Annotated in this window: 26 protein-coding genes; 10 read left to right on the top strand and 16 right to left on the bottom strand. The window is 42.4% G+C overall.

All coding sequences use genetic code 11. The features are described from left to right. Positions 1-9 precede the first annotated feature (9 nt). Together WFY05_RS12340 and WFY05_RS12335 are read left to right on the top strand one after the other, a co-directional pair. Positions 10-513 (top strand): holin family protein, encoded by a 504-nt coding sequence (locus tag WFY05_RS12340; protein WP_340113173.1) that lies wholly within the window; start codon positions 10-12, stop codon positions 511-513. Further along, positions 510-1,349, top strand: a complete 840-nt coding sequence (locus tag WFY05_RS12335; protein ID WP_340113172.1) for an N-acetylmuramoyl-L-alanine amidase — start codon at positions 510-512, stop codon at positions 1,347-1,349. The genes WFY05_RS12340 and WFY05_RS12335 overlap by 4 nt, the downstream gene beginning before the upstream one ends. Positions 1,350-1,406: 57 nt before the next feature. Here the strand turns inward: WFY05_RS12335 and WFY05_RS12330 are convergent, their stop codons facing one another. Further along, positions 1,407-1,736 (bottom strand): hypothetical protein, encoded by a 330-nt coding sequence (locus WFY05_RS12330; RefSeq protein WP_340113171.1) that lies wholly within the window; start codon positions 1,734-1,736, stop codon positions 1,407-1,409. A 10-nt stretch (positions 1,737-1,746) separates the two neighbouring features. Further along, positions 1,747-2,193, bottom strand: a complete 447-nt coding sequence (locus WFY05_RS12325; RefSeq protein WP_340113169.1) for a hypothetical protein — start codon at positions 2,191-2,193, stop codon at positions 1,747-1,749. Positions 2,194-2,396: 203 nt separating this feature from the next. Here WFY05_RS12325 and WFY05_RS12320 point away from each other — a divergent pair, with 203 nt between their 5' ends. The 4 genes from WFY05_RS12320 to WFY05_RS12305 all read left to right on the top strand — a co-directional run bounded on the left by WFY05_RS12320 (position 2,397) and on the right by WFY05_RS12305 (position 7,231). Further along, a complete protein-coding gene (locus WFY05_RS12320) occupies positions 2,397-4,265 on the top strand; it encodes a heparinase II/III domain-containing protein (protein ID WP_340113168.1) in 1,869 nt (622 codons plus the stop codon). Between the two features lie 110 nt (positions 4,266-4,375). After that, complete coding sequence (locus WFY05_RS12315) at positions 4,376-5,458, top strand: mannose-1-phosphate guanylyltransferase (RefSeq protein WP_340113166.1); 1,083 nt, start codon at positions 4,376-4,378, stop codon at positions 5,456-5,458. 111 nt (positions 5,459-5,569) lie between these two features. Continuing rightward, a complete protein-coding gene (gene fucP, locus WFY05_RS12310) occupies positions 5,570-6,865 on the top strand; it encodes an L-fucose:H+ symporter permease (RefSeq protein WP_340113165.1) in 1,296 nt (431 codons plus the stop codon). Between the two features lie 18 nt (positions 6,866-6,883). Beyond that, positions 6,884-7,231 (top strand): L-rhamnose mutarotase, encoded by a 348-nt coding sequence (locus WFY05_RS12305; RefSeq protein WP_340113164.1) that lies wholly within the window; start codon positions 6,884-6,886, stop codon positions 7,229-7,231. A gap of 76 nt (positions 7,232-7,307) precedes the next feature. On the opposite strand, the gene WFY05_RS12300 is transcribed toward WFY05_RS12305, so the two are convergent. Together WFY05_RS12300 and WFY05_RS12295 are read right to left on the bottom strand one after the other, a co-directional pair. After that, positions 7,308-8,798, bottom strand: coding sequence for an OmpP1/FadL family transporter (locus WFY05_RS12300; protein WP_340113163.1), 1,491 nt, complete (start codon positions 8,796-8,798; stop codon positions 7,308-7,310). Between the two features lie 49 nt (positions 8,799-8,847). Then, a complete protein-coding gene (locus WFY05_RS12295; RefSeq protein WP_340113162.1) occupies positions 8,848-10,299 on the bottom strand; it encodes a hypothetical protein in 1,452 nt (483 codons plus the stop codon). A gap of 98 nt (positions 10,300-10,397) precedes the next feature. Between WFY05_RS12295 and proS the strand changes: the two genes are divergently transcribed. Together proS and WFY05_RS12285 are read left to right on the top strand one after the other, a co-directional pair. Further along, positions 10,398-11,873, top strand: a complete 1,476-nt coding sequence (gene proS / locus WFY05_RS12290; protein ID WP_340113160.1) for a proline--tRNA ligase — start codon at positions 10,398-10,400, stop codon at positions 11,871-11,873. A 168-nt stretch (positions 11,874-12,041) separates the two neighbouring features. Then, positions 12,042-12,728, top strand: coding sequence for a hypothetical protein (locus WFY05_RS12285; protein WP_340113158.1), 687 nt, complete (start codon positions 12,042-12,044; stop codon positions 12,726-12,728). Positions 12,729-12,762: 34 nt separating this feature from the next. Here the strand turns inward: WFY05_RS12285 and WFY05_RS12280 are convergent, their stop codons facing one another. After that, positions 12,763-13,176 carry a hypothetical protein gene (locus tag WFY05_RS12280; protein WP_340113157.1) on the bottom strand — a complete coding sequence of 138 codons (414 nt, stop codon included), beginning with the start codon at positions 13,174-13,176 and terminating at the stop codon, positions 12,763-12,765. Positions 13,177-13,454: 278 nt separating this feature from the next. Between WFY05_RS12280 and pepT the strand changes: the two genes are divergently transcribed. Further along, positions 13,455-14,681 (top strand): peptidase T, encoded by a 1,227-nt coding sequence (pepT, locus tag WFY05_RS12275; protein ID WP_340113156.1) that lies wholly within the window; start codon positions 13,455-13,457, stop codon positions 14,679-14,681. Between the two features lie 67 nt (positions 14,682-14,748). Then, a complete protein-coding gene (gene tilS / locus WFY05_RS12270; protein WP_340113155.1) occupies positions 14,749-16,068 on the top strand; it encodes a tRNA lysidine(34) synthetase TilS in 1,320 nt (439 codons plus the stop codon). A gap of 53 nt (positions 16,069-16,121) precedes the next feature. Here the strand turns inward: tilS and WFY05_RS12265 are convergent, their stop codons facing one another. The 11 genes from WFY05_RS12265 to WFY05_RS12220 all read right to left on the bottom strand — a co-directional run bounded on the left by WFY05_RS12265 (position 16,122) and on the right by WFY05_RS12220 (position 25,846). Next, complete coding sequence (locus tag WFY05_RS12265; protein WP_340113153.1) at positions 16,122-16,916, bottom strand: cation efflux transmembrane domain-containing protein; 795 nt, start codon at positions 16,914-16,916, stop codon at positions 16,122-16,124. Between the two features lie 13 nt (positions 16,917-16,929). After that, positions 16,930-19,098 (bottom strand): TonB-dependent receptor, encoded by a 2,169-nt coding sequence (locus WFY05_RS12260; protein ID WP_340113152.1) that lies wholly within the window; start codon positions 19,096-19,098, stop codon positions 16,930-16,932. 6 nt (positions 19,099-19,104) lie between these two features. Then, on the bottom strand, positions 19,105-19,179 hold the full coding sequence (locus WFY05_RS22355) for a hypothetical protein (RefSeq protein ID WP_496196617.1): 75 nt from the start codon (positions 19,177-19,179) through the stop codon (positions 19,105-19,107). Beyond that, the gene (locus WFY05_RS12255; protein WP_340113151.1) at positions 19,169-19,579 is read right to left on the bottom strand and encodes a Fur family transcriptional regulator; all 411 of its coding nucleotides are present in this window, start codon (positions 19,577-19,579) and stop codon (positions 19,169-19,171) included. The genes WFY05_RS22355 and WFY05_RS12255 overlap by 11 nt, the downstream gene beginning before the upstream one ends. Before the next feature lie 119 nt (positions 19,580-19,698). Then, entirely contained in the window at positions 19,699-20,097 is a 399-nt protein-coding gene (locus WFY05_RS12250; RefSeq protein WP_340113150.1) for a hypothetical protein, read from the bottom strand. A 167-nt stretch (positions 20,098-20,264) separates the two neighbouring features. Further along, entirely contained in the window at positions 20,265-20,696 is a 432-nt protein-coding gene (locus tag WFY05_RS12245) for a hypothetical protein (RefSeq protein ID WP_340113149.1), read from the bottom strand. A gap of 134 nt (positions 20,697-20,830) precedes the next feature. Then, the gene (locus WFY05_RS12240; protein WP_340113148.1) at positions 20,831-21,841 is read right to left on the bottom strand and encodes an aldo/keto reductase; all 1,011 of its coding nucleotides are present in this window, start codon (positions 21,839-21,841) and stop codon (positions 20,831-20,833) included. A 237-nt stretch (positions 21,842-22,078) separates the two neighbouring features. Continuing rightward, positions 22,079-23,227, bottom strand: a complete 1,149-nt coding sequence (locus WFY05_RS12235; protein ID WP_340113147.1) for a serine hydrolase domain-containing protein — start codon at positions 23,225-23,227, stop codon at positions 22,079-22,081. Positions 23,228-23,353: 126 nt separating this feature from the next. Further along, entirely contained in the window at positions 23,354-24,460 is a 1,107-nt protein-coding gene (locus WFY05_RS12230) for a ligand-binding sensor domain-containing protein (RefSeq protein WP_340113146.1), read from the bottom strand. Between the two features lie 11 nt (positions 24,461-24,471). Next, positions 24,472-24,615 carry a hypothetical protein gene (locus tag WFY05_RS12225; RefSeq protein ID WP_340113145.1) on the bottom strand — a complete coding sequence of 48 codons (144 nt, stop codon included), beginning with the start codon at positions 24,613-24,615 and terminating at the stop codon, positions 24,472-24,474. A gap of 22 nt (positions 24,616-24,637) precedes the next feature. Beyond that, positions 24,638-25,846, bottom strand: a complete 1,209-nt coding sequence (locus WFY05_RS12220) for a thioredoxin family protein (RefSeq protein WP_340113144.1) — start codon at positions 25,844-25,846, stop codon at positions 24,638-24,640. Positions 25,847-25,855 lie beyond the last annotated feature (9 nt).

Below are 25,855 nucleotides of genomic sequence, written 5' to 3'. Positions count from 1 at the left end.
ACTTACAATATGGATCTATTTAAAAAACTATTTAGTAAAGGCATTACCGACGTTGTTGACAGCGTAGGAAATGTGATTGATCGGTTTACACTGAGTAAAGAAGAAAAACAGGAATTCAAGCTCGAAATGCAGAGCCGTATGATGAAACTGGAAGGCGAACTGGAAGAAACCTACCGAAAAGAACTTGATGCCCGGCAGGAGATCATTAAAGCTGAGCTGGCACAGGGTGACAAGTACACCAAGCGTGCCCGCCCTACAATCGTTTATTCCGGATTGGCATTTATTTTTCTGGTCTACGTTATCGTGCCGGTTATAGCTTATATATCCGGGGCTAATGAAATGCCTGATATTCAGTTGCCCAACGAATTTTGGTGGGCCTGGGGAACTGTGGTTGGTGTATACGGAGTAGGCCGGTCGGCTGAAAAAATGGGCATAACCAACAAGTTGACCAACTATATGACAGGATCGGGAGCAACTAACGTAACAACGAAAACTAATAAAGCTGAAGGATGATTGCAATTGAAGAACATAAACTTAAAGATGCTGAAGGAAAAGTAAAAATTTCGTTTCAGGAAACACCGAATGTATCCGGACCGTTTAGTTCCGGATTACCCGATACGATTGTAATTCACTATACAGCCGGAAGTTCTGCTGCTTCATCGGCAAGTTGGTTGCAAAATCCTAAAGCCAAGGCTTCGGCTCACCTTGTTGTTGGGAAAAAGGGTGAGATCATTCAGTTGGCGCCTTTTGATATTCGAACCTGGCATGCCGGCCGTAGTTCGTGGAAGGGCAGGAGCGGCCTCAACCAATACAGCATAGGAATTGAAATTGATAATGCAGGAGTGCTGACTCAAACAGCCGAAGGATATATGACGAATTTTAGCAAGTTAGTATCCAATAAAAACGTGGTTTTGGCGGCACATAAACTCGATAGCAACCAGCGTGGCTGGGAAGCTTACACTGCAGAACAAATCGAAGCAGTTGAAGAAATTTGTCTGGCTTTGGTTGAAACTTATAACATTACAGAGATTGTGGGGCACGATGATATTGCTCCTTCTCGGAAACGAGATCCCGGGCCGGCATTTCCCATGGAGTCGTTAAGGAACCGGGTATTGTTTGGCAGAGATGAAGATCTGCCCGACGAGCCAGATGACACACTGGATGAGCTCGCGATTGTTTCAGCCGATAATCTGAATATTCGTACCTCGCCAGGCACCGGTTCATCTCTGGTATCGAATCCGCTTCCAAGAGGAACCAAGGTAAAAATCACAAAAACACAGGGTGGCTGGTCGTATGTAAAAACCGATATCGAAGGTTGGGTCAGCAACCAATGGTTACGAACCGTTTAACAAATAGGTATAATTAAACAGCAGAATTCACCTGTCCGAAGTTCGGGCAGGTGTTTTTTATACCAGGCTAAAAACTTTGGTAATAACCAGGTTGAGCAACTTGGCTTTCAATTCATCAAGTTTTATCAAAGTAAGTCCGGCTTGTTTCAGTCCAACCATTTCAATCAACTCTTTTTTCGACATCACCAGCCATTCAAATTCATCTTTCGACAATTGTCCGTTAGCCAGCATAATTGTCCACTTTTTTATGTCTTCTTTTAAAGAGCCGATCAGGTTTAGCGCATCTTCTTCGGCTTCTGCCTTAAACTTTTTAAACGTAGCTTTTGCAAGAGCTGCACTTTCTTCTTTTAATTCTTTCAGTAATTGTTCAATATCTATCGATGCCATACTTGTTATTTTAAATTTCCGAAGGTTTTATTTTTTTACTTTCCAGTTGTGCAATCTGGTCGAATGCCGGGCCAATTGTTTTTTTTGCTTCATTAATAAAGAACTCACTAAGTGAACTGTCCTCCTCCCATTTTTCAAGAAATCCGCCAATCAAGTGACCATCTTCATCCAGGAGTTTGTCCCACATTTTTATGGTGATTTCGTTCTTTGGTCGGTTTTTTTCGTATTCATATATTTTCTGCAGATTGGCTTTAAGCGTTTTCACTTCATCGGCATGGTCATTAAACTCATCAACGGCAAGATCCATCACCTGTAGTGCGTCTACCTTTAGCGAAGTGGTTTGAACGTAAGCATACTGGTCGAATTGCGAAATGGAGGCACAGCCTATAACGATAATAACACTGATGATCAGCAGGATTTTTTGCCCGAATGTTTGGGTTGAAGTAATTTTTTGCATGATGTATAAATTTGATGAGAACCATGATTTAATGGATTCAGTATGTAATTTACGGAAAATAGGTTTGGAAATCAATGTTTAGAAGAAAATCAGGCCGGATTATCCGGTTTATCCATTATCTGAGGATTCAAAAAATTGACGGTGGTAGTCGTCTTTACGCAAGGAATAATTTACTTTTAAGGTCTGAATCAATAATAAAACTGATGTCGTTAAAAACTATTTTTATCCTGGCCTGTGTGTCGTTTTTCATTTTTGCAGTCACGAATGCCAAAGCTCAGGAACTTCCAAAACTTGATAACCCTATATCGGTTGAGTACCTGAAAAAGAACCTTAGTAAATCTCAACCTCGATTGGTACTGAACCGAAAATTGGAAAAGAATCTGAAAAAGAAACTCAAAATCGATCCGGTTTTGCAGAATATGTATTCAGCTATTCAGCTCAATGCCGAAAGTATTTTTGATGAAGAGTTGCTTACCCGAAAGATGGTTGGTCGAAGGTTGCTGGGTACTTCGCGCGAGATGCTGTACCGGATAAATATGCTGGCCTTTGTTTACCGGATGGAAAAAGACGACCGCATTTTGAAACGCATTAACGATGAGGTGCTGGCAGTGTGTGCTTTTAGCGACTGGAATCCTTCGCATTTTCTGGATGTTGCTGAAATGTCGCTGGCGGTTGCTTTGGCACTCGACTGGACTGCCGGTGATTTGCCGCAATCGACCATAGAAATGGCTAAACAGGCATTAATTGAAAAGGGATTAAAACCCAGCTGGCCCGAGAGTGGGGAACCTCTGTGGTGGACAAACGGCGATAACAACTGGAACCAGGTCTGTAACGGGGGAATGATAGCTGCTGCTATAACCATTGCTGAGGATGAACCGGAATTGGCAGCACGAACTATTTCAAGGGCTCTCGATGGCCTGCCGCATGCTATGGCCGCTTACATGCCTGACGGAGTCTATCCCGAGGGATCGACTTATTGGTATTATGGCACCAGCTTTTCGGTGACGATTGCTGCTATGCTCGAAAGTACTTTTGGTAGTGATTTTGGACATTGGGATTTTCCAGGATTTAAGGAAAGTGCACTATTTCGAGTGCTCACCAACGCACCCTCTGGAATGTACTACAACTTTGCCGATTGCGGCGATCGCAGAAGTGAGAATGGTGATCTGATTCTGGCCTGGTTTGCAATGAAATCGGGCAACGAACTTTTTTTCGAGCGCGAAAGATTTTTGAGACCGGCCGAAGATATGGGAAAATTAACGCGTTTGGCAGGTGTGGCAATGGTTTGGCTCGCGCAGTTCGAAAAAGATGACAATGCAGTCCCGCCAACATCATGGAAAGGAGAGGGGAGTAATCCCATTGCAATTTTTACAGGAGGTGAGAACGATCCGCATGCTTATTACCTCGGCACAAAAGGTGGCCGCGGGATGGTGAATCACGGAAACATGGATGGAGGATCTTTTGTGTTTGAACTAAACGGCGTCCGTTGGGTGGTCGATCCCGGGAACCAGAATTACAATACTTTGGAACAGGCCGGTTTCGATCTTTGGAATAAAAGCCAGAACAGCCAGCGCTGGACCTTGCTTACAAAAAATAATTTCGGACATAGTACCATCAGCATCAACAACTCGCTTCATCGGACAGAAGGTTTGGTAACCATTCTTGATTTTAAGGAAGGAGAACAGCCGGAAGGAAGTTACGACATGACACCGGCGCTGGGCGGTGTGGTGACAAAAGCCACGCGTAAGTTTACAAAAGAAAGTCCGGTTTCGGTTTTAATAGAAGATGATATGGTGAAATCGGATAAAACGGAACTGATCACCTGGCAACTTATGACTACAGCCGATGTGGAAATTGTAGATGGAGGTGCAGTTTTAACTCAGGACGGAAAAACGCTTAAACTTGAAAATCTGTCGCATCCCGAACTGATGGTTTCGCTGGTTTCATTAGATCCTACTCCCCTGGAACTCGACCGGCAAATACCGGGTTTAAAAAGAATTGAACTCCGAATTCCTGCATGGACGATTGACGGGGATCGGGCAAAAATTAAGGTTCGCTTAATTGGCGAGTAAATCGAGATTACGTTTGTAATAAAATTAGCAGAATCATTTTCCTGAAAATTGAAATTGGCTTATTCAGAGAATAACTTTATTTTAGTCGGGCACAAATCTAAAATCACAGCATGCAAAACATATACACCTTGATTATGGCGGGTGGTTCGGGAACAAGATTCTGGCCACGAAGTAAAACGCGCAAACCAAAACAATACCTCAATATTTTTGGTGAAGATTCTTTGCTGGAAGATACCATAAAACGCTTTTCATCTTTTACTGCCGAAGAAAACATATACATTGTTTCGAGTGCTGCCCAGGCCGAAGTGCTGGAAAAGCAAGCGACCATGCTGCCAAAGAAGAACCTGATCTACGAACCGATCGGACGAAATACGTTACCGTGTATAGGTCTGGCAGCTATGTATGCCGAGCAGGAAAACAAAGACGGGATTATGGTGGTCTCACCTTCCGATCATTTGATTACCAATACGGAGCTTTTTAAAGACACTGTTTTGGCGGCTACAAAAATTGCCGACGAGCGCGACGGAATTGTTACCATCGGGATCAGTCCTACATATCCGGCTACCGGCTATGGCTACGTGAAAACAGCTGATAACATTACCGGCGACGAAAAAATTCCTCAGTTTAAAGTAGAACGTTTTGTTGAAAAACCGGATGAGGCAACGGCTACTTCTTACCTCGAGCAAGGTGGATTCTATTGGAACAGCGGTTTGTTTGTGTTTAAGGTTTCTGTTTTTCTTGATGCCGTCGAGAAATTTGCACCATCCCTCTATGCCGACCTCCGCAAGATTCAGGCCGACTTTGGAAATCCAACTTATCCACAAACGTTGGATACCATTTACCGGGCTGTAGAAAGTATTTCTGTGGATTATGGAATCATGGAACACGCCGATAACATATACCTGGTTGAAGGAAATTTTGACTGGAATGACCTGGGAAGTTGGGAATCGGTTTATCTGACGGATGATAAAAAAGATGAAAACGGAAATGCAGGTTCGCAGGAAACCGTATTGGTGGATACCAAAAACTCGTATGTGTATTCCGATAAAGGGCTGGTTGCCGTGGTTGGCCTCGAGGATGTTATCGTCGTTCAGGACGGAAATACGACCTTGGTGTGCAAACGTGATCGCGCAGAGGATGTGAAAAAAGTGGTTGATCAACTCAAAGCTAAAAACAGAGACGGATACCTGTAGTTAAAATACGAAATCACCTAAATAGATTAAGAACAGGTAAGTACAGGGTGCCAGATCTAACTTATTTTGTAATATTTGATGCCTGTTTCAAAAAACTAAAACCAATAAAAAATGAAAGACCAGAAAAAGGTTGTGGTGGAAAAGAAGATACTTCTCCCGTTTATTCTGATTACTAGCTTATTTGCTTTGTGGGGCTTTGCCAACGATATTACCAATCCAATGGTGGCGGCCTTTAAAACGGTAATGGAAATCTCAAATGCCAAAGCTGCTATGGTACAGTTTGCGTTTTACGGCGGCTATGCAACTATGGCCATTCCGGCTGCACTCATCATAAAACGTTATTCTTACAAACTTGGAATCATTATCGGGCTTGGACTGTATGCCATTGGGGCCTTGTTGTTCTACCCCGCAGCGCAATTCGAAATCTTTAGCTTTTTCCTGGTTTCACTGTACATCTTAACTTTTGGATTAGCATTTCTGGAGACGACTGCGAATCCCTATATTCTGTCGATGGGAGATCCTGCCACGGCTACACGTCGTTTAAATCTGGCACAGTCGTTTAATCCGATGGGATCGATTTTGGGGATGTTTGTGGCGTCAAAAGTTATTTTGTCAGCATTAGAATCGGATAAACGAGATGCTGCAGGCAACCTGATTTTTGATACTTTAAGTGCTGCAGAAAAGGCTGCAATCCGAACAAACGACCTGGCTGTAATCCGAAATCCATATGTGATCCTGGGATTTGTGGTCATTTTAATGCTGATTATAATCGCAGTTGCCAAGATGCCAAAACGTGAAAGCGCTGATCACGAGATTCATCCCTGGCACTCGGCAAAAAAATTATTCAAAAATAATATCTATCGCGAAGGTGTAATTGCCCAGGTGTTTTATGTGGGAGCACAAATCATGTGCTGGACTTTTATCATTCAGTATGCTGATAATCTAGGAATTCCAAAGGCTGAAGCACAAAATTACAACATTGTTGCCATGGCTATTTTTATTACCAGTCGCTTTATTAGTACTGCGTTGATGAAATACCTGAATCCGAGGTTTATGCTGACTCTTTTTGCTGTTGGTGGAATGCTTACTACAACTGGAGTTATCCTTATTCAGGGCATGCCGGGATTGTATTTGCTGGTGGCTACATCGGCGTTTATGTCGCTGATGTTTCCAACCATTTACGGAATTGCACTCGAAGACGTTGGCGACGATGCTACACTTGGAGCAGCAGGTTTGGTGATGGCCATTGTGGGCGGTGCATTGATGCCGCCGCTGCAGGGATTTATTATCGACCAGGGAACCATCGGATTTTTGCCTGCAGTAAATTTCTCGTTTATCCTGCCGTTTATTTGTTTTGTGGTGATTGCCATTTACGGATATCGAACTTATCGGGCGCTGAAAGCTTAAACGTATCAATATAAAAGTATGGAATACAAAAGATATTGCAAGGCACTAAAACTGGAAGATGATCTGCAGTTGATAGAAGAATACAAAAAGGTACATGCTCCCGGGGCAGCCTGGCCTGAAATTACACAGGGAATGCGTGAAGTGGGTATTATCGATATGGAGATTTACTTGCTCGGTAACCAGCTTTTTATGATTATGGATACCATTCCGGATTTCGACCATGATACGGCAATGAAAGAATTGGCTACCAAGCCACGTCAGTCCGAATGGGAAGCATATGTATCACAATTTCAGAAGACCTCCGCAGAAGCTTCAGCCGATGAAAAATGGCAGCTTATGGAACGCATTTATAAAATGGACAAATAGAGCTTTAGTTTTGCAGCTCACAAAAAAGCCATTATCTGTTCTCAGGTAATGGCTTTTTTGCTTCGATTAATGTTTGTTAGAATCTAAATCCAAACGACATTAAAATATTGTGGTTGTTATTTTCTCTCGGAACCTGGTAATAATTGGGCTGTTCTGCACCTTCCGAAATTTTGCTCATCGAATTCGTGTACGCTACATTAATGGAAAAGGCGTTTATGGTATAACCAAATCCCGCCGACAGTACATTTACATTGTCGGTCAATGTAGCCTGTTGCGCCAGCGTGTTTTCATAAGGATTTCCGTACATTTGGTAACCTGCGCGAACGGCAAACTGGTTGGTAAGTTTATATTCGGCACCAACCCGAAGATTGATCACGCTGTTGAACACATTGCCCATTTCTGAATTTAGATCGTTAAAATTATCCGATCCGTAACCTCCGCGGCGATAACGCATTGAAGCATAATCCTGGTATTCAGCATCCACACTGATCAATCCACGTTTGGCAAAAACAGCGGCTCCGCTAAGTACAACTTTCCAGGGCGAATTGAAATCATAATCGTACGTATTTACCCCATAGTTGGAATAATTCTGTGCCAGGTACGATTCCATACTCAATACCGATTTCTCACTGATCTGATAAAAAGTAGGCGAGTGGAATGCCAAACCTAAACGAACGGTTTGTACCGGCTTATAAATGGCACCAATTTTAAAATTGAAGCCGCTTCCGCTCATGTAATAGTCGTTATCGTATAGGTAAGAATTATTATCCTCGAGCAGTTCTTCATATCTCGCATGACTATCGTAACGAATATCGTGGAATGCAAGCGTTGTTCCCAGGTAGAACTTGTGGTTGAAATTCAAACTTACATTAAAAAGGTATTCATCCAATCTTCCATCCTGCGAATAGGTTTTAAGCTGATCAACTTTTTCATCCTGATAAAGGATGCTTTGGTATTGACCGTCGATCGCATTTCCATTCTCATCATATATCGGATCGATCAGGTATGTATCCCAAGCCAGTTTTGTTGTCCAATCTCGGTATTGAATGGCTCCTATGTCTTGTTCAAGGTAGGCATTTGCCAGCGCTTCATTGTTGGCGTAAGCCGTAATATCATCAAGCCATGAAACAGAAGACTGATCAAAATTACCAAAGGAATTACTGTTGTAATTGGCCAGTCGATTATAACCTATTCCGTAGTTAACGCTAACAATTCCTGCCTCCGAACGGTTGGTTCTGAAGGTTCCTACAGCCCCAACATTGTTTAACGCGAAGGATTGCTCATTGTCTGAGAAGGTTCCGCCGCCGACGGTCATATCGCTTTTGTTGATGTAATAACTGGGTGTTATTACAAACTCTCCGGTTTGGTAAACAGCGCTACCTGCAGGATTAATGGAAAGCGAAGTAAAGTCGCCTCCCAGTGCGCCAAATGCATTTCCCATTCCGGCCGCTCGTGCCGTTCCCTGTATTTCGTTATACGACATGCGAAATGCATCCGCGAAATTCTGTGCCAACAAGAGTTGAGGCAATACAATCATCAGTGCGATTAAAACATAATATCGTTTCATGGCATTAGCTTTTTTTGTTAATAGATTTTATTAAGTCAGTGATGTTCGGTTATCTTCTGCCTCCCGAGCGGCTACCTCCTCCGGATGACCGGCTTCCACCTGAACTGCTTCTTGAAACTCCTGAACTACCTGAACTTCTTGACCCTCCTGAAGAGTATGAAGAACCTGAACTTCTTGAACTCCCTGAAGAGTATGAACTTCTGTACGATGACGAAGAACTTCTGCCGTAACTGCTGCTGCCCGATTTTGTTGAGGCAGGAGCACGGTATGTTCTAGATGAAGTTCCACGACTTGTACTTCTGTTGTACGTTGAACTTGAGCGGTAACTTTTGTTATACGATGCCGAAGAACGAGCGGTGGAGTACGAACCCGATTTTGTTGATGAGTTGCGCACTACCCGTGGTCGGGTGTAACTGCTATTGCTACTGCTCTTAGTACTAGTTGCCGGGCGGGTATATGTTCTGTTCTGAACACTTGTACCCGGACGGGTATAACTTTGAGTCCTCGATCTGGTCGTAGCTTGAGTTACATTGGCATCACTACCTGCCTGACCGGAACGGGTATATCTTGAATTTGTGGTTGCTCTCCGCTTTTCAGTTAAAACTCGTGAATTATCGGTAGCCGATTTAGTGGTACCTCTTGTCGAAGTAATTCCTGAACTGCGGCGCGCTTCTGTAGTTCCGCTTTTACTTACTGTTCTGTCTCTTGATGCAGCAACTCCTGAAGTACCGGCTCTTCCTCCGACATTTCTGGCAACACTGCTACCACCGGCACCGGTATTGGTTCTTCTGCCATATCTATAGTGATCGCTGTTACCGTAACCCGGGTATATTGGGTGTGAAGGATATCCCGGATAGTATCCGCCACCCCAGCAACCGTAACAAGGATAGCCCCATCCGTAACCGGGATAACCCCATCCGTAACCGGGATAACCCCATCCATAACCGGGATAGCCCCAACCATAACCAGGATATCCCCATCCCCAGCTCCATGAGAATGACCAGGAAGGACCATAATACCATGGATCATAGTAGAACGGATCATAATAAGCCCAGCTGTCCCAGTAAAACGGGTCGTAAAAATACGGACGGTGGAAACGACGAATACGGTAAGCGTAATCCAGTTCTTCGCCTTCGTAATAATTGTTGATGACGTATTTCATCTCATCATCATTATAGTAAACAGTCGTGTCGCTGTCTTGCATTTCCATCTGATCCATGTTGTAACGCAAAACATCGGCATCTTCTTCGCTACCATCAAAAATGTAATTGTTCATGGTATTCGAACCGTCTTCCGATTTTTCAATATCGCTTATAATAAGTGTATTTGCCGATTTCTTTGCCGGCTTTTCAGCTACCGTTTCTTCTACGGTGATTGGCGGAGGAACATCGCCTGGCGAAAAGTAGATGTCGTCAGAATACGTTCCGGAAACATACCCCCCAGTAGAACAAGCTCCAAGCGCCAGTCCTATAAGTCCTAATAATGTTAATCTTGTTTTCATTACGAATCCTCCGTTTATTTAATGTCAATAATAATTACTTTCTTTGTAAGCTCAAAATTTAAATATTTAAAAACAAAATCTATACCAAAGATTAGATTATGGCTAAAGAATTGACTTCGAGGAGCGAGAATTACTCACAATGGTACCAGGATCTGGTGATAAAAGCTGATCTCGCTGAGAACTCTGCAGTAAGGGGCAGTATGGTAATAAAACCATACGGATACGCCATTTGGGAGAAGATGCAGGCCCAGCTCGATAAAATGTTTAAAGAAACCGGTCATGTTAATGCATATTTCCCGTTATTTATTCCAAAATCGTTTTTTAGCAAAGAAGCCGATCACGTTGAAGGATTTGCCAAAGAGTGTGCAGTTGTTACGCATTACCGCCTTAAGAATGATAAGGAGAACGGTGGGGTAGTTGTTGATCCTGATGCCAAACTTGAAGAGGAACTGATCGTTCGTCCTACCTCGGAAACCATAATCTGGAATACTTACAAGAACTGGATCCAGTCGTACCGCGATCTGCCTATTTTGATAAACCAGTGGGCCAATGTGGTGCGTTGGGAAATGCGTACCCGTTTGTTTTTACGTACTGCCGAATTCTTGTGGCAGGAAGGTCATACGGCTCATGCTACTAAAGTGGAAGCCATAGAAGAAACAGAAAAGATCATTAATGTATATGCCGATTTTGCTGAGCAATACATGGCTGTTCCTGTTATTAAAGGATTGAAATCAGCCAACGAACGTTTTGCGGGCGCTTTGGAAACCTATTCCATTGAGGCTCTGATGCAGGATGGAAAAGCTTTGCAATCGGGAACCTCTCACTTTCTGGGGCAGAATTTTGCAAAAGCTTTCGATGTAAAATTCGCCACCAAAGAAGGAAAAGAAGATTACGTTTGGGCGACATCGTGGGGTGTTTCTACGCGTTTGATGGGGGCACTTATTATGGCGCACTCCGATGATAACGGACTGGTACTTCCTCCAAAGTTAGCGCCTTTCCAGGTGGTAATTGTTCCAATTTACCGTAAAGAGGAGCAACTGGCAACCATCACTGAAAAAGTGGATGAGATCATTGCCAAACTTAAAACCAAAGGCATCAGCGTGAAATACGATGATCGTGACACCCGTAAACCCGGTTGGAAATTTGCTGAATACGAATTAAAAGGAGTGCCGGTTCGTTTGGCCATTGGTCCGCGCGACCTTGAAAACGGAACCGTGGAAGTAGCCCGCCGCGATACGCTGGAGAAAAATACAACTCAGTTGGAAGGAATCGAAGACTACGTGGAGAACTTGCTGGAAGCTATCCAAAACAATATTTACCAGAAAGCTTACGATTTCAGGGCTGCGAATACAACCAAAGTAGATACCTGGAAAGAATTCAAAGAGGTACTCAATAACAAAGGTGGTTTTATTTCGGCGCACTGGGATGGTACTGTAGAAACCGAGGATCAGATTAAAAACGAAACCAAAGCAACCATTCGTTGTATGCCTCTGGAATACGAAGAGGAAGAAGGTAAATGTATTTACTCGGGAAAACCTTCAAAACGAAGGGTACTTTTTGCACTTGCCTATTAAGGTACCGTCATTCCATGCCGATAGTTATCGGGAATTTTCGGAATCTGTCCTAGTTAGATGCTGAAATAAATTCAGCATAACGGACTATAAAATATTCAAAGCAGCTCAGTTTGGGCTGCTTTCTTTTTTTGCCGGATTTGCGTACATTTATTCATCAAACTTTGAGTTATGAACGACAAGGAAGTTAGGGCTTCATTTCTGGAAGCACTGGTGATAAAAGCCTCGGTAAAACAGCAAGTTTACAACAACACGCTCCAAACTTTCAAAATACTGAAAAAGGTATTGGGGCAGCTCGAAAAAGAATACAATAAAACCATTATCGATAAGATTCCGGTAAAGGCTTTGCCGCATTTCAAGGATAAAGGTGCCTTCGAGGCCGAGTTTAAGGTTGGGGGCGACCTCCTCTTCTTCAGCATGCACTCCAATGTGTTTCAGTTCGATGATAAACATCCCGTGTGGAAAACAAAATACATCGAGGAAGATCCGATGCGATCGTATTGTGGTACTATAAATTTGTATAATTTTTTGGCCGACTCGTTCAAGTACGATCGAATGAACGATATTGGTTACTTGGTGGCCCGCATATTTATTAATAAGGAAAATCATTTTTTTGTGGAAGGGAAGCGACAATCGGATGAAGTGGTAAAAGATTTTGCCATCGATACTATTTCGCCGGGAATTCTCAGACAGATCATTGAAACTGCCATTCAGTACAGCATTGAATTCGATCTGCTGGTTCCGCTTTACGACCAGGTAAAAATGGCTACGGTGGAACAAATGCGCGAAAAGATTAGCCATTCAAAAATGGTGACCGGTAAGCGTGTTGGTTTTGGCTTTAATGCAGACGATGTCTGACAAATGTATTTTTAAAAAGGCTCCTGTTTAGTCACTAAAATCCGTTCAGGACTCCGTCTATGACGGTCTTAATTTCTGCCAGGTCTTCTTCAAACGTTGTTTTGAAACTTTCCCAATCTTCTTGCGAGACATTTTTTATTTCGTGCATACGTTTGTTAATCGAAGCCTGTTTGGCTTCAAAATCATCGAGTGCGGTATTTTGGGCCTCGCTTAGTTTGCCCCCTTCCTGAATCTTGTCGTTCAGGTCTCTCACTTTTTGATTGATAATTGCCAGCTCTTCGTTGGCCTTTGCCAGCAAATCGCAATGTGCCTTGTGTAACTCTTCGCTAATAACGTTTTCTGTTGTTCCGGCCTTCTCGGTTTCATGTTTCGAACGGTCTGTACATCCGTAAAAAACGAAGAAACTGATCCCGATCAGAATGATTCCTATTAAACTTTTTCGGTTCATGATTCTATTGATTACTGGTTCATTATTTATCGATAATACGAGGTTTGAATAGTAGAGTTATATTTCTGTATGTGTTTAATAACTAAGTTTTTGAGGGCATGATAAAAGTCAGTTTTTGCCGAGTGTTATTAAGGCGTAATAACTATTATCTTTAATAAAAGGATTGAACGAGATATTAAGGATGAACAGGCTCATTGTCTGCTCCAATAAAAAAGGTCGCAGGAGTTTTAAATTTGTATCTTTGAATTCTACAAAAACATAAATATTGCACAAAACAGATGGAAAAAGTAGTAGAACGATTTATTAATTATGCGAAACAATATACCACTTCCGATCCGGAGAGTACCACTTATCCGAGTACCGACCGGCAGTTGGTTTTTATGAAAAAACTGGTGGAAGAGTTAAAAGAGATTGGCATGCAGGAAGTGGAAATGGACAAATACGGTTATGTCACTGCAACCATTCCCGCCAATGGAGTTGAGAATAGTCTGGTAGTTGGGTTTATTGCACATGTGGATACCAGCCCCGATTTTTCGGGTGAAAACGTTAATCCACAGATTTTGGAAAACTACAACGGTAAACCGGTTCATCTTAAAAATGGGGTGGTCATCGATCCAAAAGAGTTTCCCGAGATTCTGAATTACAAAGGACAGGACATTATTACTGCCGACGGAACAACATTGCTTGGGGCCGACGATAAAGCCGGTGTAGCCGAGATAGTTACAGCGGCTGATATTTTGCGTAATACAAAAAGCTTCAAACACGGAAAGATCAGGGTGGCATTTACACCCGATGAAGAAGTAGGGAAGGGCACCGACTTTTTTGATGTGAAGAAATTTGGAGCCGACTTTGCCTACACCCTCGATGGAGGCGAAATTGGCGAACTGGAATATGAAAACTTCAACGCGGCCAGCGCAAAAATTAAAATCAGCGGGCGAAGTGTGCATCCCGGTTCGGCAAAGAATAAGATGATCAATGCGCTGAATGTGGCCAACCAGCTGATCAGCATGTTGCCGGCTACACAACGCCCGGAGCACACTGAGAAATTCGAAGGATTTTATCACTTGTTGTCGTTGAGCGGAAACGTTGAAAGTGCCGAAATGCAATACCTGATACGTGACCACAGTGCCGAAAAATTCAAGCAGAAAAAGAAGCTGCTCAAAAAAGTGGTTAAGATGATTAACACTGAATATTGTAAAGAAATTGTCGATTTGAAGATGGAGGACCAGTACTATAACATGCTCGAGAAAATTAGACCGGTGATGCATGTGATCGACATTGCTGAAGAAGCGATGAAGCTGTCGGAGGTGGAACCTAAAATAAAAGCTATTCGCGGTGGTACCGACGGTGCACGTCTGTCATACGACGGACTTCCATGTCCGAATGTGTTTGCTGGTGGTCATAATTTCCACGGACCTTTTGAATTCGTTCCAATCCCTTCGATGTTAAAATCAGTGGAGGTGATCCTGAATATTGCACAGTTGGTTGGAAAACTGAATAAATAGTTCTGAAAATTCACCGGGAGACTATCAGTTGTCAATAATAGTAACCAGGTGAATAGTTGAAAAGAATATGCTGCAACAATTCATCCGAAATATTGAGGAGAAGCTGCTGATCGTTACAGGTCAGAAAGTGCTGCTGGCAGTTAGCGGCGGTATCGACAGTATGGTGCTGCTTCATCTTTTCGAACGCTCGGGTTTTGAATACGGCGTTGTACACTGTAATTTTCATTTGCGGGATGATGAGTCCGATGGCGATGAGCAGTTTGTTCGCCAGCAGGTGCAGGAACACGGTATTCCTTCGTGGTTCAAAGATTTCGATACCAAAGAATATGCACATTTAAGTGGTATTTCCATCGAAATGGCAGCGCGTGAACTCCGCTACGAGTATTTTGAGCAGTTGCGCCAGGAACACGGCTACCAACTGATCGCCACAGCCCATCATCAGGACGACCTGATCGAAACCTTTTTTTTGAATCTGTCGCGCAAAACGGGAATCAAAGGCCTGACCGGTATCAAGGAAAAAACCGGAAATATTATTCGTCCGTTGTTGTTTGCCTCAAGAGAAGAAATTGAAAAATACGCCGCGAAACATTACATCGAATACCGTGAAGATTCTACCAACAACGATGTGGTATACCAGCGCAACTTTCTGCGCCACAAGATCCTTCCTTTGCTAAACGAATGGAATCCGGCCTTCAATAAAAACCTGCTGGCCAGTATCGAAAACTTACGCGATGCCGAACGAGTTTACAAGTCAGCGCTGGATAAGGATAAAGAGCAATTGCTTGAAGAAACAAAGGGCGAAATGCAGATTAATATTGGAAAACTCCGCACCACAACATTTCCGAGGTTGCTCTTGTTGGAGGTGCTTTCCCCCTTGAATTTTAATCCGGCTGTTATCGAAGAGGTGTTTCAGGGTTTGGATGCCGAATCCGGCAAGCAGTTCTTTTCATCGTCGCACCGCCTGGTAAAAGACCGCGAGCTGCTGTATATAACTCCGCGAAAAGAGGACGATGAACGGATCTATTATTTGGAAGAGCACGACATGGAGTTGTTTGAACCTTTCGATATCAATATTGAAACAAAAGCTGCTAAAGAATTTCAGCTCATTCGCGATGCAAAAGTAGCCTGTATCGACCACGATACAGTGGAATTTCCTTTGCTGATCCGTAAATGGAAACAGGGCGATTACTTTCAACCACTGGGGATGAGCGGAATGAAAAAGGTTAGCGACTTTTTTATCGATCAGAAAGTACCTTTACACGAAAAGGAAAACACCTGGCTGCTGTGCAGTGGCAAAAAAATTGTCTGGATCATGGGGCACCGTCTCGATGAACGTTTTAAAATCGGCATCGAAACACAAAAGGTGCTGGTGCTCAAAATAAGCTAATTCAGCTCCAACTTGCATAGGTAACCGTTGTCTTTCCAAAAACCACTTAATAATTATCCCAGTTGTAAAATTCGAAAGGCCCCCCGTACCACAATCAGAAATACGATTGAACCAATAATTAAATCGGGATATTTCGATTGAGTGAGCAAGACCAGGATACCTGCCAGTATCACTCCTGCATTAATGATCACATCGTTCGACGTAAAGATCATACTGGCTTTCATATGCGCTTCTTTGCTTTTCGATTTTTGCAGCAGGTACAAACAAATTCCATTGGCAATTAGTGCAAGAACCGATATGCCGATCATCATTCGAAAATCGGGCATTTCTTCAAATCCGATAAACCGACGGATCACTTCAGCTATTCCCAGGGTAGCCAGTGTCAGCTGAAAGTATCCGCTTAACCGGGCCACTTTCTTTTTCCGGATAAGTGTTGATCCCACCGCCCAGAGACTTAATCCATAAACAAATGAATCGGCCAGCATGTCGAGTGAATCGGCCACCAGACCCATGGATCTGGAAATAAGTCCCGTAGTCATCTCGATAATAAAGAATCCAAAGTTGATGATCAATACCGTCCAAAGGAGTTTTGACTGTGCGTCGGATGATTCTTGCACGACCTCAGTATCCTCCACATATTGGGTGTTTACCAGTTTGGCGCCAAAGTTTAAGGCTTCTAAACGCGATGTTATATCCCGGTCTTCATTGGTATGATAAACTGTCAGGCTGCGGTTTTCAATGTCAAACTCCAGTTTTCGGATCACATTCAGACCGTCGAGTTTCATCCGGATCATATTCTCTTCCGACGGGCAATCCATCTTTGGAATGTTGTACGCTGATTTTAACATAGCTCTTTCTTTACTACAATATACTAATCTTAACGCCACCGTTAAACACAAAACCATCAGTAGGTGCCCAAATATCAGTAAAAGTTGGATTACTGGTTGGTGGCAGTACCAAAGGCTCAAATTTAGATTGATTGGTATTTGTAAAATTTTCAAAATTGATAAACACCGAAAAGTTTTCGAACATCCGCATCAGCATGGCACCCATTATCCAGTAATCGGTTTTCGGGTGGTACGCGTTGTCGTATTGCTCTCCCGTGTAATATAATTCGTAGCCAGCCGACCATTTTTCTTCAATCTCATACATTAGGACAAACCCTGCATTGTGTTTTGGCGTTAGTGGTTTCTGACGGTTGATGTTGTCGTATTTCATCTGTGTATTTATAAAGGCATAGTTGAAGTACAGCTTAATGGCACTGTAGCTTAATTTTACATTGGTCTCAAAACCTGAACTCAGAATATTGCCGTCGGCACTTTCAAAATAAGCCGTGTTTGAACTATTGTCTTCCCTGAGAACCAGGGCATTTTTAAGTTGTGTGAGATAAAAGAGTTGATTGATCGAGAAGGTCATCTTTTCGCCCAAGGCTGTTTTGTAGTTTACATCAAAATTGGCTCCTGCCGAGGTTTCGGCATCTACCTGATCCGACAAGGGGAGAATGCCTTTGAAGTAAAGTACTTCGGCATCTTCGGTAAATATGGTGGGTAATTTATAACCCATAGCACCACCGAGACGGGTACTCAGTTTAGGATTGGCTTTGTAAAGCAGGGAAAAGCGCGGCAACACAAAAGTACCGTATTCGGCATTGTAATCTGTTCTCAAACCGGCTTCCAATACCAGCTTTTCGCTAAAATCAGTTGTATTTTGAATAAAGCCCCCGATGGTGTTGTGTGTGTAATCTCTTACGCCCGTTGTATCGGTATGCTCTTCGGTAAATTGTTCGAGGTAATGGTTGATCCCGAATTGCCAGTCCGATTTTTTATTCTTGTGCAGATTGTACATAGCTTCGGAAAAGCCGGAAACCTGATGGCCATTGAAGCGGTAATCGGGGACAGTAAGTTCTCGGTCGAACCAGGAAATGCTGTTTTTGAATGATAGAGTTCTGGAATCGGTCGAATGTAGGAAGCTGAGCTGGGTGGAATAGCGTTCCGATTTGTTTTTTTCGAAAAAAACATGATTGGCATCCGTTTTCCCTTTTATCACTTCAATATCGCCACCGTTCCGTTTGTCGATGGTGGAATTAAAACCAATACTGAGTTGGGTGTTTGGATTGAAATAAAAGTACAATTTTGGATTCAGTCCGAAAGTTTTTGCTTCGGGCATGTTCGAAAAGCCATCGTTGTCGGGATCGTACGGAACCTGGAAACTCCCCGAGCCATAAACCGACAATCCGATCTTGCCGTATTTCTGCGCATAAAATAAATTGCCTGTTGAACCCAACGCACTGGTTTGATTGACCATGACGTCCAGCACAGGCTCATCTTCTGGCTGAATGCTTACCAGGTTTACCAAACCCGCAATAGCTCCGCCACCATAAAGGGTCGAGTTGCTTCCTTTGATCAATTCCACCTGTCTTAAGTCCAGCGGAGGGATCTGCATAATTGAAAGTCCGCCGGCAAAACCGCCGTAAAGTGGCATTCCGTCTTTTAGGATTTGTGTGTACCTGCCGTCGAGTCCCTGTATCCTGATGTTCATATTACCTGAACTCAGCGAAGTTTGTTGCATCAGTACTCCAGTGGTTTCTCTGAGCAGCATCCCGATATTCGAAGAGTTCATGGCTGCTTTTTCGCCCAGTTCTTCACCGGTAATGGCTTCAATCCGCGTTGGAATATCCTGGATGCTTCGCGATGAACGGGTGGTGGCAATAATAACTTCTTCCAGTTCTTCTCCGGCTTCCAGTTCAACTTCAATCACTTTGTTGTTGTCGTCAGGGAAGGTCAGTTCAATTTCCTTTTCTTCGTAACCGACAAAGGAAATCACAAAGGTGATTTCTCCACCAGGCAGCTTTCTGAATGTAGCCAGGCCCTCATCGTCAGTAACCGTACCAGTGCTTGTTCCTTCAATGATCACACTTGCCCCGGGCAATGCTTCGCCCGACTCTTCAACCACTTTAATACTTACGGTATTTTGTGCCCATATCATTCCTGAAAAAAGAAGAAAAAGTAAACTCGACAGAATTATTCTCATTGCATATTAGTTTATAGCTTCAATGGTGCAAAAGTAAAGCAATACTGCGTGCAACAGTAGTGCAAAAGTGTTACCGGCAATTCGGGCAGGTGCCTTTTAATACGAAGTTGGCGCTTTCGAAGGAAAAGCCTTCGGGGAGATCGGTTTGAGGAACGGGCATGTCTTTCATGCAATGTGTTTGCCCGCATTTCGTGCATAAAAAGTGAATGTGAAGGTCTTCCGGTTCGCAGGTGCAATCATCATCACACAAAGCATATTTTACCGCCCCGGTTCCATCATCGATACTATGGATCAGATGATTATCCTGAAATGTTTTGAGTGTTCTAAAGATGGTCGAACGGTCGACATCGTCAAATTGCTGCTCGATCTCGTAAAGGCTCAATGCCTTTTTCTGATGGTCGAGTACTTCATAAACCAGCTGTCGCATAGCTGTTGGTTTAATATTCTTTTGTTGGAGTTTCTGATCTGTTTCGACTTTCATAATCACAAAGGTAGAAGGATTCTGTGAATGGCTAATTTGCGAATAACTTTCTTAAACTTAATAAGACAGGAAGCAAAAAACATCTGAAGGATTATTGCAGGACTTTTATAAATTGAGACTTAACCGTTTTGAAAAGTACGCCACAGTACAAAGACTACACCTACAGTAAAGAGTAAGGTAAAAATTAGCTTGTTGTGTTTGGCCAGCCAGTGGGGGAGAAAGATATCGAAATTGGCCCTGTTGGAATCGGAGTACTTTCGCGCCAAAATTGTAAGCGGACAAAACGAGCGAAAGGCAAGCAATACAAGTCCTTCTGCTACTACCAAACCAATACCAATCCAGGTGCAAGTATTTACTGCGTCGATTATGCCGGAGTACAGTATATAAATGATAACGCCCACAAAAAATACCCAGATGATGGTGTGTGCAATTTTTATGCTCAGTAATTTATTTTCAGGATTCATAGGTGTAAAAATAGTACATAAACGCATTGAAGATGCACCTATGTTGCATCTCATTTACGTTGAGAAGTCAATATTGTGTCGATTACATCGGCAAAGAAAATACTTAAGACTCATATCAGGACAAGATTCCTTTTTTACAAATGTGCTTATCAATGTTTTGCTGCCTGCCGGTTGTTTAGATAAGTGGAGACCTGACAGGGCATTTTTCACGGTACCATTTTTCAGAATCGAATTCGAAGAGTAAGACCCATTTGATTGCCTTGAGCCATGTAATTATGAAAGCTGCAGGGAGCGATCTTAAGGGACAGCTTATCTTGCATGGATTTGTTTATTTTCTTAACTCTTGATGAGTTCACAAGAAGCATTGGTATTCCGATTATAGTTACCAATGCTCCACCGAAAAACAGAAGACCCGCTGTTTGAAAGCTGATTCCGTCCGAAACTTCATTAAAAACAAACATTGAGGCCATGGAAACAGGACCAACAATTGTAAATACCCAGGCTATCGTTTTGTTTTCATTCGCTTGTTTCAGCAAAACGTTGATTTCCTCCGGGGAAAGTTGAGCCAGATTTTCTTCCGAATAGGTTCTTTGAGCGAAGCCCGTGAAGGTAAAGAGTAACAAAAGTACCCCAAGAGTTAATGTTGTTTTCATGGTGTAAAGCTTTGTTACTACAAGGTAAGAAATAAAACAGACAAATTACTCTTTATTGGTATATTTGTCATTTTACATTGCTCATCACCCTTCTCCCTCTCGTTTGCAAAGAGGAGGAAAAGGGCTTGATAAATTTATCTGCTGCTGCCCTGCCGTTCGATCATCCAACCCGGATATTCAGGATCGAGGCGACTTACTTCATCCAGTTTCTTTAACTCGCTTTCTTCAAATTCCACGTTTACGGAATCCAGGTTGTCAGCCAACTGTTCGGGTTTGTTTGCGCCAATAATGACCGTCGAAACTGCAGGTTGATGCAGCAGCCATGCTAAAGCGATTTGTGCTACGGTAACTCCTTTGTTGTTGGCAATTTTGCGCATCACATCAACAATGTCGAAGGCTTTTTCCTTGTTCACCGGCGGGAAGTCGAAATTTACCCTTCGGCCTTCTTTGGTTTCCATATCGCGGCTGTATTTGCCACTCAGCAAACCTCCTGCAAGGGGACTCCAAACCATCAATCCCACTTTCTGATCGAGCAGCAGCGGGATTACTTCGCGTTCCAGATCGCGTCCTGCAATGGTGTAATAGGCCTGTAGCGAAACAAATTTACTCAGGTGCTGCTGTGCCGAAATACCCAGAACTTTCATCAATTGCCAGGCAGCCAGGTTGCTGCAGCCGATGTACCTAACTTTGCCGCTTTTAACCAACATATCCATCGCTTCGAGCGTTTCTTCAAAAGGAGTCAGCTGATCGAAACCATGGATCTGGTACAGGTCGATGTAGTCCATGTTCAGGCGGGAAAGACTTTCGTCGGCCTGTTGCAGGATGTGCTTTTTGCTGAGCCCTACCTCGTTGGGGCCCTCACCCATTTGACCACGCACTTTGGTGGCAATCACCAGGTTATCGCGTTTTAATCCGAGGTCGCGGATGGCCTGCCCGGTCATTTGTTCGCTCAATCCTTCACTGTAAATGTTGGCAGTATCAATAAAGTTTATTCCGCCGTCGACTGACTGTTTAACCAGGCCGTTTACCTGGTCCTGGGGCAGTGTGCCAATGGCTGTCCACATACCGCGGCCGCCAAAAGTCATGGTGCCCAAACAAAGTTCTGATACGTATAATCCCGTGTTTCCCAATAAATTGTATTTCATAATGTGTATTTTTTGGATATAAAGTTCAAATCAGTCGGCGGTGTTTTTTAAAAGAACAATATGGTTTGCGAATGGTTCTTGCAACCGCGATGTTATTCAAAACGATAGGCCATAGGGCAGGATAAGAGGCGGTTGAAAGAGAGAACAGTCAATGAACTGAATCATATTTTACGGTATTATTGGTCGCTTGTTTCAAGCGAAGCATCGATTATAAATCGGCGCCGGCCGAGATGCTTTTTACTCATTATCCAACTCGTCGGCAATGGATCGTATAAAGTTTTCGACTGCGAAATGTCGGATGTTACTATCCGCTTCCGGCCATGCACTGTTTATGGCAACCACAAGTTTCCTTGAAGGGTCGATATAAATCATCTGACCATGAATCCCCAATGCCTCGAAGCTATGGTCGTTAAAAATCCACCACCCATAGCCGTAACCTCCGCCGGGCCATAGCGGCATTTGTAATTGGGTTGCTTCCTTGAACCAATCGTCGGGCACAATGGATTCCCCGTTAATGGTTCCGTCCTCAAGCACGAATTGTCCAAACCTCCCAAAATCACGAAGCCGCATTTGGAGACAACAGCCTGCCATTTCCTGGCCGGTGCGATCCAGTCTCCAGGTAGCCGTTTGCTCCATGCCATAAGGAATCCAGATTTTAGAGGAAAGATAGTGCGACAAGCTTTGCTGGGTAGCTGAGCTGATGAGGGCACCTAAAAGGTGCGTTTCACCTGTACTGTAATTAAACTTCTTGCCGGGCTCTGCTTCAGCCGGTTGTCGCCGCATATAGCTAACTATGGCTTTCATGTCATCTGCGGTGGTATAGTTATCAAATCCGGCGATGTCGGAATCCGGATCTGTGTAATTTTCGTTCCATTTTATACCGGAGATCATCGTAAGCAGATGGCGGATTTTTACACTGTCGAAAGCGCTCCCTTTTAATTTGGGCAGGTGATCTGTTACATAATCGTCCACGCTCTTAATATATCCATCCATGATAGCAACTCCCACAAGAGTGCTCGTTACCGACTTTGCAACAGATAATGACGACCACAGGTTTGTAGCGCTGTGTCCGAGCGCATAGCGTTCCATCCTTATCTTTCCGTCTTGTAAAACAAGGAAGCCGGCTACTTTCTGTTCCGTTAAAAAATCTTCCAATGCCTTTTCTTTTTCTCCACCCGGACTAAAGGCAGCTAAGGGCGATCCCTCCGGAAGCTCACGAATTTTATCCCCGTTAGGCACTACGCGCTCTTCCGGAATCCATTGAGTTGGTTTTTGTGAAATTGAATCCGGGTTAGAATTGTCTTGGGCAAAGGAGGAGGAAGCTAAGGTCAGTGTGAGAGCCAATCCTGCAACTGCCAGGATTTGTGAATTAAGGAGTGTACGCATGATTTTATTTTGTTGATTCTAATTTTGATTTGCTGTTATTTCAATTTGATTCATTCTCTACATAACAACTAGTTACTTTCTAATGTTTGCTGGCGGCTATACATTGTTCTGCGTTCGTATATCTTTTTAGAATTGCTGTTCAAATGTTTTCCCATTGAACTGATATACATTTCCATCTGCCATTCCAAACCATAATTTTTCATTATGATCTTCATAAATCGAGAGAGCAAAGTCATTTGTCAGCCCATCCTTTTTTGTGTAATTCACCATATTCTCTCCGTCATATTTCCAGATTCCTGCATCTCTATCTCCAAACCAAATGTTTCCCTGGCTATCTTCTGTGATTCTAAAAACGTGTTCGAGTGTACCGGGTAGCGACATGTCGCCTTTTCTTCCACTTGTAGGGTGTATTAGGTTTTTTTCTTCCGAAAAATTAATTATTGAATCCCCCTGTTTTAGTAATACACCTATTCCATTATTCCCAATCCAAAGTCTGCCTTTAGAATCTTCGAGTATACTTCGTATATGAAGCGGTGCGATATTTCTGTCAAAACCTAAGGTTTCATCATTGATGATTGTGAAATCACTTCCATTATAGCCAAAAACACCAGCGTAAGTACCGAACCATATCCTATTGTTTTTTCCTGTTGAAATACCGGTTACAGCATATAAATTATTAGAAGGATTAAGGACTTTATGGGGAGGAAAGGTCAAATAATTTAATTTTTGTCCATCAAATCGATAAACTCCTTCTTTAGTTCCAGCTTCAAACCAAAGGTCGTTATCCGATTTCATCCACTTACCCTGCAAAGGTTCATTACTCTGAATTTGGAAAATATCTTGTGAAGTTTCTGTATCCGTTTTGGTGTGATTCTTTATCCTTGTCCCATTATAACTGCTCACGCCATTTTGAGTATTAAACCAAATAACGCCTTTTTTATCTTCTTGTACAGAATGGATTTGGTTGTCAGTCAATCCGTCATTATTAGTAAAGTAAGTGAATGATTTCCCATTAAAAACCGCAACTCCTTCCTGAACACTTCCAAACCAATAATTGCCTTTGCTGTCTTGAAAAATAGATCTAATTCCTGAAGTGAATTTCAGGGTGTCGGTTTTTGAAGTTACTACCAATTCATACTTGTTAGTTTCTTTATCTGTTGATTTCTTTTCAACGCAAGAATAGTTTGGAATCAATACGATTATCAGATAAATTAATTTTAGTTTATTGCTCATTTTTAGTTTTACTAGATCATGCTAACGGTTGGTACATGTTGTTGTTGCGACCTGGTAGTTATCGGGATTGGATTTCGTTCCTGTCCGGCAGAATTGAACGATGTTACGAGAATCCAGCGAATGACACACCACGAACCCCGCAATACAATTTGCATTTGTTACAATGCGTTTTTTTTTTTACATTTTTACGTTTTTTAATTCCGTGATATAATTCTCAATAAAATCTACTGAAATGTAGTTTGCTACATATGTTTTTCCTTCTAAAGCAGCTTGTTTTGCTTTGTTTGCAGATATTATGGCTTCTTCGTTTTTACCTATTTGTTCCAGAAGCTTAGCTTTACAATACAAATTAGACTGAGTTGGTCTGGCTTCAATACTTTTATTAATCCAAACAATTGCTTTGTTCATTAATTCAGAATCTTTGTGTTTGTCAAAGTTGTTCGATACAGACCAGGCTGCTTCTTGAAGTTTATTCCAATTAAGGTATTGATATTCCATATAATCCTCACATGTTTTTACTAATGCTTCTTTGTTCTTTGAATTTGGTTTTTTATCAAAGTCGCCTGCATAAGATTTTACTAATCCTGCTGTTATGCACCTATCTGTTAATGGATGCGCCTTCTCCGATAGCTTTTCAGCGGCTTTATCTCTTTGTGATTTCTTTCCCCATCTCCAAACGGAAAACGATAGTTTATCTTCGATTAACTGAATAACTTCCTTCTCACCAACAGATGGGAAATATTTTGAATACTCTCTTAAAATAAAACTATTGAATATAGTGTCGTTATTTGAAATACTTTCAGTCAATAAATTCCATGCATCTTTGGAATATAGATTTTCAATGGAAGCTGAATTTACGAATTGTTTAATTGCTTCTTTCTTCCCTTCATCATACTTATTACAGCTATAATATCCATAAATTGTTTCTAGAGAATTATCTCCTGATTTCAATTTATTTTTAAACCACAACATGTTTTTCTCAGAAATAGCAGTTTTTCCAGCTTGTAGAAATTCTTGTGCTGCTGTTCCGCTAACTTTCATGTGTTGAAGTTGTCCATTACTATCAACAAAAAGATAAGTTGGATAGGCATGTATTGGGTATAATTCCTTTATAAATTCCCATTCTTTTTTGTCAGGATTGACTTTTATACAAATGAAATGACTTTTATAGAAATCAGCAATTTCAGGAATAGTGAAAACTGTTTTTTCCATTACTTTACAATGTCCACACCAGTCTGTGGAGCAGTCAATAAATAGTAATTTATTTTCATCTTTTGCCAAATGAAAAGCTTCCTCTAAATTTTTTATGGGTGTAAATTCAATTTCCTGACTAAAGGCATTTATGGACAGTAAAAGTGAAAAGGTTAATATCAGATATTGCTTCATTAGGAAGGT

Source organism: Maribellus mangrovi (assembly GCF_037646455.1).
Taxonomy (GTDB): domain Bacteria; phylum Bacteroidota; class Bacteroidia; order Bacteroidales; family Prolixibacteraceae; genus Draconibacterium; species Draconibacterium mangrovi_A.
Note: the sequence above shows the minus strand (reverse complement) of the source record. Positions and strands in the feature narration are given on the sequence as shown.

Excerpts from the sequence above, each read along its gene's own strand:
- WFY05_RS12225 (WP_340113145.1), bottom strand. The coding sequence starts at position 24,615 with ATGCAAATTGTATTGCGGGGTTCGTGGTGTGTCATTCGCTGGATTCTC.
- tilS (WP_340113155.1), top strand. The coding sequence starts at position 14,749 with ATGCTGCAACAATTCATCCGAAATATTGAGGAGAAGCTGCTGATCGTT.
- proS (WP_340113160.1), top strand. The coding sequence starts at position 10,398 with ATGGCTAAAGAATTGACTTCGAGGAGCGAGAATTACTCACAATGGTAC.
- WFY05_RS12265 (WP_340113153.1), bottom strand. The coding sequence starts at position 16,916 with ATGTTAAAATCAGCGTACAACATTCCAAAGATGGATTGCCCGTCGGAA.
- WFY05_RS12235 (WP_340113147.1), bottom strand. The coding sequence starts at position 23,227 with ATGCGTACACTCCTTAATTCACAAATCCTGGCAGTTGCAGGATTGGCT.
- WFY05_RS12255 (WP_340113151.1), bottom strand. The coding sequence starts at position 19,579 with ATGAAAGTCGAAACAGATCAGAAACTCCAACAAAAGAATATTAAACCA.
- WFY05_RS12280 (WP_340113157.1), bottom strand. The coding sequence starts at position 13,176 with ATGAACCGAAAAAGTTTAATAGGAATCATTCTGATCGGGATCAGTTTC.
- pepT (WP_340113156.1), top strand. The coding sequence starts at position 13,455 with ATGGAAAAAGTAGTAGAACGATTTATTAATTATGCGAAACAATATACC.
- fucP (WP_340113165.1), top strand. The coding sequence starts at position 5,570 with ATGAAAGACCAGAAAAAGGTTGTGGTGGAAAAGAAGATACTTCTCCCG.
- WFY05_RS12335 (WP_340113172.1), top strand. The coding sequence starts at position 510 with ATGATTGCAATTGAAGAACATAAACTTAAAGATGCTGAAGGAAAAGTA.
- WFY05_RS12330 (WP_340113171.1), bottom strand. The coding sequence starts at position 1,736 with ATGGCATCGATAGATATTGAACAATTACTGAAAGAATTAAAAGAAGAA.
- WFY05_RS12240 (WP_340113148.1), bottom strand. The coding sequence starts at position 21,841 with ATGAAATACAATTTATTGGGAAACACGGGATTATACGTATCAGAACTT.
- WFY05_RS12230 (WP_340113146.1), bottom strand. The coding sequence starts at position 24,460 with ATGAGCAATAAACTAAAATTAATTTATCTGATAATCGTATTGATTCCA.
- WFY05_RS12340 (WP_340113173.1), top strand. The coding sequence starts at position 10 with ATGGATCTATTTAAAAAACTATTTAGTAAAGGCATTACCGACGTTGTT.
- WFY05_RS12220 (WP_340113144.1), bottom strand. The coding sequence starts at position 25,846 with ATGAAGCAATATCTGATATTAACCTTTTCACTTTTACTGTCCATAAAT.
- WFY05_RS12245 (WP_340113149.1), bottom strand. The coding sequence starts at position 20,696 with ATGAAAACAACATTAACTCTTGGGGTACTTTTGTTACTCTTTACCTTC.
- WFY05_RS12285 (WP_340113158.1), top strand. The coding sequence starts at position 12,042 with ATGAACGACAAGGAAGTTAGGGCTTCATTTCTGGAAGCACTGGTGATA.
- WFY05_RS12300 (WP_340113163.1), bottom strand. The coding sequence starts at position 8,798 with ATGAAACGATATTATGTTTTAATCGCACTGATGATTGTATTGCCTCAA.
- WFY05_RS12305 (WP_340113164.1), top strand. The coding sequence starts at position 6,884 with ATGGAATACAAAAGATATTGCAAGGCACTAAAACTGGAAGATGATCTG.
- WFY05_RS12315 (WP_340113166.1), top strand. The coding sequence starts at position 4,376 with ATGCAAAACATATACACCTTGATTATGGCGGGTGGTTCGGGAACAAGA.
- WFY05_RS12260 (WP_340113152.1), bottom strand. The coding sequence starts at position 19,098 with ATGAGAATAATTCTGTCGAGTTTACTTTTTCTTCTTTTTTCAGGAATG.
- WFY05_RS12250 (WP_340113150.1), bottom strand. The coding sequence starts at position 20,097 with ATGAGATGCAACATAGGTGCATCTTCAATGCGTTTATGTACTATTTTT.
- WFY05_RS12320 (WP_340113168.1), top strand. The coding sequence starts at position 2,397 with ATGTCGTTAAAAACTATTTTTATCCTGGCCTGTGTGTCGTTTTTCATT.
- WFY05_RS12295 (WP_340113162.1), bottom strand. The coding sequence starts at position 10,299 with ATGAAAACAAGATTAACATTATTAGGACTTATAGGACTGGCGCTTGGA.
- WFY05_RS12325 (WP_340113169.1), bottom strand. The coding sequence starts at position 2,193 with ATGCAAAAAATTACTTCAACCCAAACATTCGGGCAAAAAATCCTGCTG.